We start from the raw sequence: 11,932 nt of genomic DNA, 5'->3' as shown, positions 1-11,932 counted from the left end.
CATGGCCATGTTCCTGATTCGCCGCCTCGGTCACGGCATCCTGGTCCTGTGGCTGATCAGCATCGCGGTGTTCGCCCTGTTCTTCGTTGCTCCGAGCAACGTGGCGCAGACGCTCGCGGGCCGGCAGGCCACCCCGGAGACGATCGCGCTGATCAAGCACCGGCTCGGCCTCGACCTGCCGGTCTGGAAGCAGTACCTGGACTTCCTCGGCAACGCGGTGCGGGGCAATCTCGGGTACGACTACTACCACCAGGTGCCGGTCACGCACATCATCGGGCAGGCACTGCCGATCACGGTGTCGCTGGCGCTCGGCGCCGCCGTACTGTGGCTGGCTCTGGGCATCTTCAACGGCGTGATCTCGGCAACCCATCCGCGCTCGCTGGCGGATCGTGGGCTGACGTTGTTCTCGTTGTTCTTCTACTCGTTCCCGTCGTTCCTGCTCGGTCTGCTGCTGCTGTACTTCCTGTACTTCCGGCTCACGCTCAGCGGCTTCAGCTGGTTCCCGGCGGGCGGGTACTCGCCGATCACCGGCGGGATCGGGCCCTGGTTCCAGCACCTGCTGCTGCCCTGGGTCGCGCTCGCCCTGTTGCTGGCGGCGACGTATACCCGGCTGACCCGCGGCTCGATGCTGGACGTGCTCGGCGAGGACTACATCCGGACCGCGCGGTCGAAGGGGATCCGGGAGAGCCGGGTGGTCGTCCGGCACGGTCTGCGCAGCGCGCTGACGCCGGTGGTCACACAGTTCGGTATCGATCTCGGGCAACTGATCGGCGGCGTGGTCGTCATCGAGACCGTGTTCAGCCTGCCGGGACTGGGGCAGACCGCGGTCGTCGCCATCAACCAGCAGGACCTGCCGGTGATCATCGGCATCGTCCTGTTCGCCTCGGCCGCGGTGGTGGTCGCCAACCTCCTGGTGGACATCGCGTACGCCGTACTGGACCCTCGCGTCCGGCTGCACTGACGCCCGGGCGGCGGCCCCGGAGGGCAGGGGGGTGCGATCCGTCGTGACCCGCCGGAACGGGTCAGGACGAGCCTCCTGCCCTCCGGCCTGCCGTGACCTTCGGCCGGGCCGGAGGGTCTTCGGACTCTGACCGGCGACGAGCCGTGGACGGACGGTGGTGGTGACAGGACCCCCGCCCGTGTGCGGGCGCCGGTCGTCGGGTACCGGGCCTGTGGCCGGATTGGAGGCTCACCATGGGTGCAGCCATCGCATTGCCGCTGCTCACGATCGCGCTGATCTCGCTCGCTCTCGCCCTCTGGACGCTGTACGCCGTCGGGGTGGAAGCGATCAGCTTCGCCAAGTTCACGCGGCGCCACGGGTCGGGCGAGACCGCGGCGCACTACGAACCCGGAGACCACGAGCACGTCTCGACGAAACCGCCGGAGGGATACGGGAAGAGCTGACTCCTTCGGTACCTTGTCGGCGTGATCGCTGTTTACGGTGCGGGTGGCATCGGGTGCTACGTCGGCGGGCGGCTGGCCGCGACCGGTACGCCCGTGACCTTCGTCGGCCGGCCGCGGACAGCCGCTGAGCTGGCTGCGAACGGGCTGCGGCTGACCGACTACCTGGGGGCGGACCTCCGGGTGCGGGACGTGCGGTTCGAGACGACGCCGTCCGGTGCGGCCGGCGCGGATCTGGTGCTGGTGACGGTGAAGTCCGCCGCGACCGAAGGCGCCGCTGCCGAGCTCGCCGGCGTCCTGAAGCCGGGTGCGGTCGTGGTGAGCTTCCAGAACGGCATCCGGAACGGCGAGCTGCTGCGGTCCCGGCTGACGGAGCAGGTGGTGATCACCGGCATGGTCCCGTTCAACGTGCTGAACCGGGGCGCCGGGGTATTCCACCAGGGCACCGAGGGCGCGCTCGACGTCCAGCGGGACGCCGCGCTGACGCCGTACCTGAGCGCGTTCGAGCGCGCCGGGCTGCCCCTCACACAGCACGACGACATCCTCCCGGTGCAGTGGGCGAAGCTCCTGCTGAACCTGAACAACCCGATCAACGCGCTGTCGAACCTGCCGCTGCGCGACGAGCTCTCGCAGCGCTCGTACCGCCGTTGCCTGGCCGCGGCACAAGCCGAGACCCTCGGAATCCTCGACGCCGCCGGAATCCGGCCGGCCCAGCTGCTGGCGATCCCGATGCACCGGTTCCCCACAGTCCTCCGGCTGCCCGATTTCCTGTTCCGGCGGCTGGCGAGCAAGGTGCTCGCAGTCGATCCGCTCGCCCGGACGTCGATGTGGGAGGACCTCGAAGCCGGACGGCCGACCGAGATCGACTACCTGAACGGCGAGGTCGTCCGCCTCGCGCGGTCGCTCGGCCGGACCGCGCCGGTCAACGAGCGGCTGGTGGACCTGATCCACGCCGCCGAGACGGACCGGCGCTCGTGGTCAGGACCCGAGCTCGTCCGGGAACTGCAGCGGTAGCTCCGCACGCACGTTGACACTCACCGTCCGGTAGGTGAAGCCGAGGTGCTCGTTCAGCCGCCGCATGTTCGCGTTGCCCTGCTGGGTCCAGGTGTAGATCTCGGTGATGCCGTGCTCGGCCGCCCACGCCATACTCGACCGCTTCAGGGTCGACGCCACGGCCTTGCCGCGCCATTGCGGTACGACGGCGGTGTAGGCGACCTCGGCGCGCTCGGGCTTGTCGGTGTCGAGCATCAGACCGGCGACACCGATCACCTGGTCACCGGCCACCGCCAGGAACATCGCGTCCGGGTCGTTGATCCACTCCGTTGCCCACTCTTCGGCCGTCACGTCCATCGGGGCCGTGGTGTCGAGATCCGGGAGAGTCGGGACGGCGACCTGCTCGTACGCCGCGGCCCACAGCTCGGGGCGCTCCGAGACCTGCACGACGTCGTACTCCGTCGGCGTGGGCGGCCAGGGCTCGTCGGCGATCTGGCGGACCTGCTCGACCTGGCGGAGGTACTCGGTGTAGCCGAAGCGTTTCGCGAACTCGAGCGAGCCGTCGTCGTCGATGCTGCAGCCGGCGATCGTGAAGCCCTGCGCCGCCGCGTGCTCGGTCAGCGCCCGGAGCAACGCGGTTCCGATCCCCTGCCGGCGCGCCTCCGGACGGACGCGCGCGATCACGGAGGCGCGGTCCGCCTCGTTCGAGCGGTCGGAGGTGCCGTGCGCGGCGACCTCGCCGTCCAGCTCCGCGACCAGGAACAGCCGCTGCGACGTCTCGGCCTTCCGGAGCTCGGCGATGCTCGGCGCACGCTCGTCGGGCAGCACGGCGAGGCGCACCTGACGCCAGGCTTCGTAGTCGGCGTCGGTCTCGACAGGCCTGATCCGGATCACCCGGTCATTAGGCTCCACCGCGTTCTCACCCCGCTATCCAATTTCATATTATGAGATCAAGTCTCTCGTATGATGAACACATGGATGTTGCGGTGATCGGCGGGAGTGTGGCGGGACTGCAGGCCGCGCTGACCTTGGGGCGGGCCCGGCGGCAGGTCGTGGTCTTCGACGACGGGCGGGCGCGGAACCGCGCGGCGTCCCACGTGCACAACTTCCTCGGCGCGGAGCAGCCGGCGCCGGATGAGCTGCTGGCGGTGGGGAGACGGCAGCTCGCGACGTACGACGTCGCCGTCCGCGATGGGCGGGTCGACGACGTCGAGGTGGTGGACGACGGGTTCGTCGCCGGTGGTGAACACGTGCGGGCTGTGGTGCTGGCGACCGGGTTGCGGGACGAGCTGCCCGACGTACCGGGCGTCGCCGACCGGTGGGGGCAGTCGGTCGTTGCATGTCCACACTGTCACGGCTGGGAGGTCCGTGATCAGCCGCTGGTACAGCTCGGGATGCGCGGAGCTCCTGAGCGCTCGGTGGCGCGGGCTGTCCTGTTGAGCCGATGGAGCGACGACGTGACGTTGTGCACCGACGGGGACGAACTGACCGCCGCTCAACGGGATCAGCTCGACCGGGCCGGGGTCGCGGTTCGCACCGAGCGCGTCGAGGAGGTGCGGGCCGGCTCGGTCGCGCTGACCGGCGCCGACCTGCCGGCGCGGCGGGTCTTCGTCGTCGTCCGGCAGCATCAGCAGAGCGACCTGGCCGAGCGACTCGGGTGCCAGGTCACCGACGGTGCGGTCGTGACCGACGAGGGCGGGCGGACGACCATGCCGGGCATCTACGCGGTCGGTACGACGGCGAGTCCGGCGCTGCTCGCGATCGGCGCCGCCGGTCACGCGAGTACGGCGGCCGTCGCCGTCCACGCGGATCTGCTAGAGCTGGATCTGAGCAGCCGGCGGTAGCCGCGCCGGGTCGGCGATCGGCCACTCCAGCGGCGATCCCGGGAGCTCGTCGAGTTGCAGCAGGCACCAGGGCGAGAGATCCGGGAGGTCCCGGAGCTCGGACCATTCGGCCCATCGGCAGTCGGCGACCTCGGCCGGGTTCGGCGTGGGGTCACCGGTCCACCACACCCGGTACACCGGGCAGATCTCGTTCTCGACCACGCCCGTCGGCATCTCGGCGCGGTACCGGAACTCCGGCAGCACCAGCTCCGCGGCGTCCACGACGATGCCCAGCTCGTCGGCGAGCCGGCGCCGGACCGCCTGCGCGGGCGGTTCGCCGGGGAGTGGGTGCCCGCAGCAACTATTGGTCCAAACGCCCGGCCAGGTCGGCTTGCCGAACGCCCGCTGGGTCAGCAGCACCCGCCCGGCCGGGTCGACCACGTAGCTGGAGAACGCCAGGTGCAGCGGCGTCGCCGCGTGGTGGACCGTCGCCTTCGCCTCGGTCCCGACCGCATGCCCGCCCTCGTCCACCAGCACAACCCGCTCGTCGATCACAGGCCGAGCCTAATCCGATTCCGGAGGCTCGGCGGCGGCTGTTAGCCTGGGATTGTGACCAAGCACTGCGTGACCTATCGACCGGCTCTGGGAGGAGCCGGCCTTCGGTAGTCCCCGCAGTCGCTCCACCCAGAGCCTCCGAGGCAGGAACCGTCCGGTTCCTGCCTCTTTCCGTTTGCCGGAGGCACTGGTGCACGGGTGCCTCGTCCTGAGAGGAACCCTCGTGAACGCTGTCATCGACCGGTTACGCCGTACCACCGACACCGTCGTCGGACTCGAAGATCTGGAAGCCCGGCTGGAATCCGGCCGTCCGTTGCGGATCAAGTACGGCGTCGACTGCACCGCGCCCGACCTGCATCTCGGGCACGCGGTGAACCTGTGGATGATGCGCCGGCTGCAGGATCTCGGGCATCGGGTCGTGTTCCTGCTCGGCGACCTCACCACCCGCGTCGGCGACCCGACCGGGCGCTCGGAGACCCGGCCGGTGCTCACGCCCGCGCAGATCGAGGTGAACGCCGCGTCGTTCCTCGAGCAGGTGTCGCTGGTGCTGCGGACCGACCCGGAGGTGTTCGAGGTACGGCGGAACTCCGAGTGGTACGACGCGATGCCGATCGCCGAGCTTCTCGGTCTGTTCGCGCAGGTCACGCACGCGCAGTTGCTGGCCCGGGACATGTTCCGGTCCAGGGTCGCGGCCGGGCGGGAGATCGCCGTGCACGAGCTGGTGTACCCGGTGCTGCAGGGCTACGACAGCTTCGCGATGCGCAGCGACCTGACGATCGTGGGGTCGGACCAACTGTTCAACGAGCAGCTCGGGCGGCACTTCCAGCAGCGGCTGGGCGCGCCGCCGCAGGCCGTGATCACGACCACGATCACGCCCGGGATCGACGGCCGGGCCAAACAGTCCAAGTCGCTGAACAACTACATCGGGCTGACGGACAGCCCGCGGGACAAGTTCGGGAAGGTGATGAGCATCCCGGACTCGCTGATCGAGGCGTACGCGCGGGTCTACACCGAGCTGCCCCTGGAGACGGTCGACGCCCTCGCGGACGCCACCGGGCCGGCCGCCCGGGACGCCAAGCTCCGGCTGGCGGCCGCGATCGTCACCCGGTACCACGGGGCCGGCGCCGCCCGCTCCGAGCTGGCCGCCTTCCGTCACACGTTTTCCGAGCGTTCCGAACCGGCCGGGATGCCCGAGCTGGTCGTCGCCCACGACATCACCACGGCCTTCGATCTGCTCCGCGCGGCGCGTCCCGGCGACAGCAACTCCGACCTCCGCCGCCTGCTCCGCCAGGGCGCGGTGACGATCAACGGCGTCCGGACCGACGATCCGGGGGCACCCGTCGATCTCGGCACGGACGTCGTCCTGAAGTCCGGCGCTCGCACGTGGCACCGGATCAGGCGAGAGTAGGCGGGTGGAGATCAGGACCGTGGAAGCGTTGGTCAGCGTCGGCGACCGCTACGCCGGGCGGGCGCCGGCGTTCGAGGTCGAGCCGGCGTGGTGGGCCGAGGTCGAGGCGATCACCCGGCACCTCGACGCCCTGCTCGGCGTACGGACGCTGGTCCTCCGGCTGGTGCACGCGGACGAGGCCGTGATCGGGCGTGGCGGCCGGGTCGTCTACCACGTGCAGGCGCTGGAGGAGCCGCGGCCGGACGTACTCGACACCGCGCCGCTGCCCGCGTGGGAGTCGATCGTCGCGCCGCATCCGCTGCGGTCGACGTGGGCCGAGGTGGACGGGCCGAGCCGGATGATCGAGTGGGCCCGGGGCATCCTCGGACCGCGCGACGCCGTCCAGGTGAAGACGTGGAACCTGTCGTGCCTGATCCGCTTTCCAGGTGCGTGGGCGAAGGCGACCGGCCGGTTCTGCGGTGTCGACGCGGACATCATCCAGCACGTCAGCCGGTACGACGCGACGCTCGTACCGGCCGTGCTCGGTCAGTCGCCGGGCAACCGGTGGTCGCTCCTGGCTCATGCCCCGGGCATCGACTGCTGGGAACCGGACCGGGACACCATCGACCACGTCGTCCGTCGCTGGGTAGCCGTACAAGCCGCCCTGGCAGCCGAGACCGGCATGCTCGCGGCGCCGAGTGTGTTGCCGCACGACCTCGTCGCCGACCTCACTCGGCTCCTGCCTAGCGTCCGCCTCACCGCGGACGAGGTGGCCGGCCTGGATCGGCTGATCGCGAGGCTCCCGGACGTCGTCGACGAACTCGACTCGGCCGGGCTGCCGGTCACGCTCGTCCACGGCGACTTCCACCCGGGCAACTGGCGTTCGGACGGATCGACCCGCAGGATCGTCGACTGGGCCGACGCGTTCGTCGGCCACCCCGCCATCGACATCAAGCGGCTGCAGGACTTCCTGCCCGAGGAGCGGCGTGAGCACCCCGCGGAGGTCTGGTCACAGGCCTGGCGGCGTGAAGTCCCGGGGTCCGAGCCGCTGCGTGCGCTGCGGCCGATGAGCGTGCTGAGCCCGCTCACCTACGCGCTGACCTACCAGCGGTTCCTCGACAACATCGAGCCTGACGAGCGCGTGTACCACGCGGACGACCCCGGGATCTGCCTGCGCGCGGCCCTGCGCGCGTGGCAGGCTGTGCGGGTCGAGGCGAGAGGGTGGGGATCATGACCGTTCTGGTGACCGGCGCGACCGGGAACGCCGGTGGCGCGGTGGTCGAGGCGCTGGCCGAACAGGGGATTCCAGGGCGGGCACTCGTTCGGTCGGAGCGGAAGCTGCCCGCCGGGATCGAGTCGGTGATCGGCGATCTGAACCGTCCGGAGACGTTCGTGGACGCGTTGCCCGCAGTGTCCGGGATCTTCCTGATGAGCGGCTACGAACGGCTCGACGAGTTGCTCGCGAACGCCGTCCACGCGGGCGTCCGGAAAGTCGTCGTCCTGTCGAGCAGTTCACTCGACGGCGACGTGACGAACGCGGTCGCCGCGTACCACCACGCCACCGAGGAAGCCGTGCGGGCGTCGGGTCTGGCCTGGACGTTCCTGCGGCCGAACTCGTTCATGTCGAACACGCTGCGCTGGCGGGACCAGTTGCGGGCCGGTGACGAGGTGCGGGTCCAGTTCCCCGACGTACCGGTGTCGACGATCCATCCGCGCGACATCGGCGACGTCGCGGTGCGGGCCCTGCAGGGCGGGCACGACGGCCAGGTCCTGCGGCTGACCGGGCCGGTCGCGCTCACACCCGTCGAGCAGGTCGCGATCCTCGCCGACGCCCTCGGCCGCCCGCTGACGGCGTACCCGATGAGCCGCGCGGAAACCCACGACGCCCTGTTCGCGTCGATGCCGGAGCCCTACGCGCAGGCCATCGAAGGGTTCTTCGGCGACGGCACCATCGACGAGACCACTGTCAACGGCACCGTCGCCGAAGTCACCGGGCACCAACCCCGGACCCTCCAGGCATGGGCCCAGGAAAACGCTGCACTTTTCGGTTAGTTCAGGGCCTTCAGGTAGTCCTCACTCGTGCAGTTCGCGCCGATGCGCGGGAAGACGTACGAGACCGCGAAGTCGTGGGCGTGGTCGTCGAGGCCGGTCATCGCGTCGGTGACGAAGAACGTCTCGTAGCCGAGGTCGGACGCGGCCCGGCCGGTGGACTCGACGCCGAAGTTCGTGGCGATACCGGCCAGCACCACGTTCGCGATGCCGCGGGACCGGAGCTCGGCGTCGAGCGGCGACCGCCCGAAGGCGCCGATCGTTCGTTTGACGATCTCCAGGTCGCCCTCCTGCGGCACGACCTCGGGCGCGAACCCGCTGCCCTCGGGCTGCACGTCCACACCGGGCCGCTCGACCCGGACGTTCACCACCACCCCGCCCGCCGACCGCGTCGCCGCGGCCAGCGCCACGGATCGCTCGAGCACGACCGGTCCGCTGAGCGGCGCGGTCTGCAGCGCGACGATCCGTGGCATCAGGTCGATCAGGATCAGTGCGGTACGGCGAGACTCCAAGGGATTCACGGGGCGAGCTTAAGGTCGAGCAGATCCACACCGACCAGGTAGCCGGTCGCTGCCGCGTTCTTGCCGGTCAGTGTCACCGCGAGCTGGTGAGCGCCCGCCGTCAACGGCGCGGTCCCCAGAGCCACGGTCTGCGTGCCGACCCCCGACGCCTGGTACCCGTCGAAGCCGACCGCGGCGTTCCCGTCGATCTGGACGTCGACGATGCCGTAGTCGGCCGCCTTCGTCAGGACGGCCGACAACTCGTACGTGCCGGTCGTCGGCACGGTGAACCCGAACACCGTCTTGTCGCCGGCCCTGGTGCCGTGGATCCACGCCTGCGCACCACCGGACCAACTGACGCCGCAGCAGTTCCCCTGCGGATCGACCGCGACGGTCGACGAGACCGGCGGCAGCATCGCCTCGCCCTCGACCCGCAACGTCCGCCCGCTGGTCCCCTGCACCGCCGCGGACTTCGGGCCCGCGTTCCCGGCCAGATCCACCGCCGACACCCGGTACCTCCACGTCTCGCCCAGCCCCAGCCCGCTGTGCAGGAACCCGGGCAACGGACTCGTCCCGACCAGTTTCTCGGCCCCACCGGCGACGGCGCCGTACACGTTGTAGTACGCGATCCCGCTCTCGTCACCGACGTCGTTCCAGGTCACGTTGATCGCGTTGTCCGCCCGCCCGGTGGCTACGGCTCCGGTGACGGCGCCGGGCGCGCGGCGGTCGTCGTACGGCGCGGTCAGCGACTGGACGACGTACGCGGACGCGGTCCACGCCGGACCGGTGGGCCGGAGCTCGATGGCCAGGCTCGTGCGTCCAGCGGTGATTGCCACTGGCAACTGGTAGTTGTCGTCGAGCCAGCGTTGGTGCGTGTTGCCGAGCGGTTGCAGCCAGGTGCCCGCGTCTTTTCCGTTGACGATGACCTGCGCCGATTGCCCAGGACTGTTCTGATCGCTGGTCCGGCGCAGGGTGACGCCACGGTTGGCTGGATCGGTCGTGACGGTGAAGCGGATCGGTTGCGTGCTGGAACGGACCTGGTCGGTAAGGGTGATGTTGTCGTGGTCGCCTTCGTACACCGAGCTCAGGCCCGCCTGGGTGCCGTTGTCGACGTACCCGTGCTGCTGACGGCTGCTCGCCGAGCCGGTGTCGATCCGGTCCGTCTCCCGGGCGCCGAACGCCGACGCGGTGTAGAGGAACGCCGTCGAGCCGTAGATCGCCGGGTGGTCGTCCTGCTGGCCGTGCTCGATACCGAAGTCGAGCTGGTTCTCGAAGGCGACCGAGTCGATGATGTGCAGTCGCCACGCCCCGTCGCACTCGTTGGTGCAGAACCCGGCGCGGACCTCGTGCGCGGAGTTGCCGTGGAACGGGGTGGAATAGGTGCCGGCGTTGAAGTACCAGCCGGACTCGTAGTAGTCCTCGGTCCCGGTGCCGTGGATCGCCGGCGTCCGCTCGCCGTCGACGTACACCCGCTCGTCGCCCTCCAGGTAACCGCGGGTGTTGCCGTCGGCAAGCAGTCCCTCCATGGTCTGCGAGACGCCGACGAACTTGCCGCGGCCGGCCACGTCGGCGAACGTCCAGTCGCTGCCCTGCGTGGTCTCGCCGCGGGTCGAGATCGCGGTGAAGTAGCCGATCTTCCCGGTCGCCAGGTCGAGCGTCTTGCGGGCATCCTTCGCCGATGTCACCTCGGCCTGCCCCTCGAGCTGGTACGCCGTGGTGTTGACCAGCGTCACCGTGGCGCGGGCGGCGTACGGCATCGGCCACCAGGAGGAGTACCAGCCGTCGGGATCCATCGCGAAGAAGAGCGAACGGACCGGGTTCTCACCGAGACCTGAGCCGAAGAACTCGCCGAGCGGTGCGTCGACACGCTTCCGGCCGTCGATCGTCACCTGCACGCGGACACCCGCCAGCAGTGTGTCGGACGGCTTGACCCGGGCGGCGTCCTCGTCGGTGGCGGCGTATGCCATCGCGTGCTCACCGCTCCAGTTCTGCTGCGTGATCGAGTACCCGTGGGCCTGCTCGTCGGCGACATGCTTCGGTCCGACGTCGAGCGTGTCGGTGCGCTGTACCTGACCGCCGACGGTCGAGTCCGCCCAGTACAGGAACTCGTTGAAGTCCAAGTCGGACGAGACGAACTGGTTGGTGATCGTGATCTGCGACTTGCCCGCCGTGAGCGCGGCCGGGAGGTCGACGGACTGGTCGTGCCACTGCGCGCCCTGCGCCTCGAGCGGCGCCCACTCGCCGGCCGGGGCGCCGTCGACGAGAATCCTGGCGCGCTGGTTTCCGATCCGCAGGTCCATCCGCCGGGTCAGCTTCACACCGGTGTTGGCCGGGTCGATCTTCAGCGTGAACGCACTGCCGCCGACGAACGCCCGGCCGTCGTCGGCGAAGCTCTTCAGATCGAGGCCGACGAGATCGGGCAGCTTCAGCCGGAGGGCGCTCAGCTCGCCGGCGCCGCGGGCGTCCGCCAGCGTCACCTGCTTGCCGGGAGCAAGGTTCAACGGGGTGCTCGTCGTCCGCGCGTCGGGTCGTGCGGGCTTCGGGTCCTTCGTACCGGAGGCGTTGAGCAGCGCGAGGACGTCCTCTGCCTTGTCGCCCGGGTCGAAGGTCCGGACGCCGGTCGCGTCCGGGAACTGGCGGTAGTCGACGTGGTAGAAGTACGGGTTCGTCTGCGTGGTGATCCGCATCGACGAGCGGTACGGCATCGGGACCCGGAGGTAGACGCCGCCGCTGGTCTGGACGCCGTTCGCGACCAGCGGGTAGCTGAACGGTGCGCCGAGCTTGCCGTCGACGATGTCCTGCAACGACCCGTGCAGCACCTGCTTGCCGTCCAGCTCGACTGTGATCGCGCCGGTCCTGGTGACGTTGCCCTCGTCGCGCGTGAACCAGATCGACGCGACCTCGCCGGGACCGCTGTCCTCGGCGATCACGCAGCCGGCGGCCGTCGTCCGCAGACACGAGTAGGTGCCGTCGAAGCCGTCGTTGTTCGTGCCGTCGCGGCCGAAGCTGGAGAACTGCTTCGTCCGGACGCCGGTCTGCAGCTCGGGCAGGCGGTCGAGGTTCCGGTAGACGTCCCAGCCGACGGGACCGTTGTCGTTTCCTGGTGGCGCGGCCGACGCCGTGGTGACGGGGAGAGCGAGCAGCGCACAGGCGGCGAGAGCGACGACACGACGGAGCATGGGCGGGTCCTTCGTCATGGGAAATCGATTTCTGAGATGTCTACC

General features: G+C 70.0%; 11 protein-coding genes. 7 read left to right on the top strand and 4 right to left on the bottom strand.

Annotation, left to right across the window (positions count from 1 at the left end; translation table 11 throughout):
- Window position 1 precedes the first annotated feature (1 nt).
- The 3 genes from AB0L64_RS18880 to AB0L64_RS18870 all read left to right on the top strand — a co-directional run bounded on the left by AB0L64_RS18880 (window position 2) and on the right by AB0L64_RS18870 (window position 2,415).
- Window positions 2-961 (top strand): ABC transporter permease, encoded by a 960-nt coding sequence (locus AB0L64_RS18880; RefSeq protein ID WP_359936325.1) that lies wholly within the window; start codon window positions 2-4, stop codon window positions 959-961.
- A gap of 233 nt (window positions 962-1,194) precedes the next feature.
- Entirely contained in the window at window positions 1,195-1,404 is a 210-nt protein-coding gene (locus AB0L64_RS18875; RefSeq protein ID WP_363711593.1) for a hypothetical protein, read from the top strand.
- A 21-nt stretch (window positions 1,405-1,425) separates the two neighbouring features.
- Complete coding sequence (locus AB0L64_RS18870; RefSeq protein ID WP_363711591.1) at window positions 1,426-2,415, top strand: 2-dehydropantoate 2-reductase; 990 nt, start codon at window positions 1,426-1,428, stop codon at window positions 2,413-2,415.
- Here AB0L64_RS18870 and AB0L64_RS18865 read toward each other — a convergent pair.
- Window positions 2,380-3,306, bottom strand: a complete 927-nt coding sequence (locus tag AB0L64_RS18865) for a GNAT family N-acetyltransferase (protein ID WP_363711589.1) — start codon at window positions 3,304-3,306, stop codon at window positions 2,380-2,382. The genes AB0L64_RS18870 and AB0L64_RS18865 overlap by 36 nt on opposite strands.
- A 62-nt stretch (window positions 3,307-3,368) precedes the next feature.
- Here AB0L64_RS18865 and AB0L64_RS18860 point away from each other — a divergent pair, with 62 nt between their 5' ends.
- Complete coding sequence (locus tag AB0L64_RS18860; RefSeq protein WP_363711587.1) at window positions 3,369-4,238, top strand: NAD(P)/FAD-dependent oxidoreductase; 870 nt, start codon at window positions 3,369-3,371, stop codon at window positions 4,236-4,238.
- Here AB0L64_RS18860 and idi read toward each other — a convergent pair.
- Window positions 4,209-4,772 carry an isopentenyl-diphosphate Delta-isomerase gene (idi, locus tag AB0L64_RS18855; protein WP_363711584.1) on the bottom strand — a complete coding sequence of 188 codons (564 nt, stop codon included), beginning with the start codon at window positions 4,770-4,772 and terminating at the stop codon, window positions 4,209-4,211. The two genes, AB0L64_RS18860 and idi, sit on opposite strands and share 30 nt — an antisense overlap.
- Window positions 4,773-4,995: 223 nt before the next feature.
- Between idi and tyrS the strand changes: the two genes are divergently transcribed.
- The 3 genes from tyrS to AB0L64_RS18840 are packed head-to-tail and all read left to right on the top strand — an operon-like array spanning window position 4,996 to window position 8,211.
- The gene (tyrS, locus tag AB0L64_RS18850) at window positions 4,996-6,180 is read left to right on the top strand and encodes a tyrosine--tRNA ligase (protein WP_363711582.1); all 1,185 of its coding nucleotides are present in this window, start codon (window positions 4,996-4,998) and stop codon (window positions 6,178-6,180) included.
- A gap of 4 nt (window positions 6,181-6,184) precedes the next feature.
- On the top strand, window positions 6,185-7,393 hold the full coding sequence (locus tag AB0L64_RS18845; protein WP_363711580.1) for an aminoglycoside phosphotransferase family protein: 1,209 nt from the start codon (window positions 6,185-6,187) through the stop codon (window positions 7,391-7,393).
- The gene (locus AB0L64_RS18840; RefSeq protein WP_363711578.1) at window positions 7,390-8,211 is read left to right on the top strand and encodes an NAD(P)H-binding protein; all 822 of its coding nucleotides are present in this window, start codon (window positions 7,390-7,392) and stop codon (window positions 8,209-8,211) included. The genes AB0L64_RS18845 and AB0L64_RS18840 overlap by 4 nt, the downstream gene beginning before the upstream one ends.
- On the opposite strand, the gene AB0L64_RS18835 is transcribed toward AB0L64_RS18840, so the two are convergent.
- Complete coding sequence (locus AB0L64_RS18835) at window positions 8,208-8,729, bottom strand: isochorismatase family protein (RefSeq protein WP_363711576.1); 522 nt, start codon at window positions 8,727-8,729, stop codon at window positions 8,208-8,210. The genes AB0L64_RS18840 and AB0L64_RS18835 overlap by 4 nt on opposite strands.
- Complete coding sequence (locus AB0L64_RS18830; RefSeq protein WP_363711574.1) at window positions 8,726-11,887, bottom strand: DUF2961 domain-containing protein; 3,162 nt, start codon at window positions 11,885-11,887, stop codon at window positions 8,726-8,728. The genes AB0L64_RS18835 and AB0L64_RS18830 overlap by 4 nt, the downstream gene beginning before the upstream one ends.
- Window positions 11,888-11,932: the final 45 nt, after the last annotated feature.

It is taken from the genome of Kribbella sp. NPDC051936 (assembly GCF_040680955.1).
GTDB lineage: Bacteria > Actinomycetota > Actinomycetes > Propionibacteriales > Kribbellaceae > Kribbella.
The sequence above is the reverse complement of the archived record's forward strand: the minus strand, read 5'-3'. Positions and strand labels throughout refer to the sequence as shown.

Bases quoted from the DNA above. Each gene is read 5' to 3' on its own strand.
- AB0L64_RS18880 (WP_359936325.1), top strand. From the start codon at position 2: ATGGCCATGTTCCTGATTCGCCGCCTCGGTCACGGCATCCTGGTCCTG.
- AB0L64_RS18875 (WP_363711593.1), top strand. From the start codon at position 1,195: ATGGGTGCAGCCATCGCATTGCCGCTGCTCACGATCGCGCTGATCTCG.
- AB0L64_RS18860 (WP_363711587.1), top strand. From the start codon at position 3,369: ATGGATGTTGCGGTGATCGGCGGGAGTGTGGCGGGACTGCAGGCCGCG.
- AB0L64_RS18840 (WP_363711578.1), top strand. From the start codon at position 7,390: ATGACCGTTCTGGTGACCGGCGCGACCGGGAACGCCGGTGGCGCGGTG.
- AB0L64_RS18830 (WP_363711574.1), bottom strand. From the start codon at position 11,887: ATGCTCCGTCGTGTCGTCGCTCTCGCCGCCTGTGCGCTGCTCGCTCTC.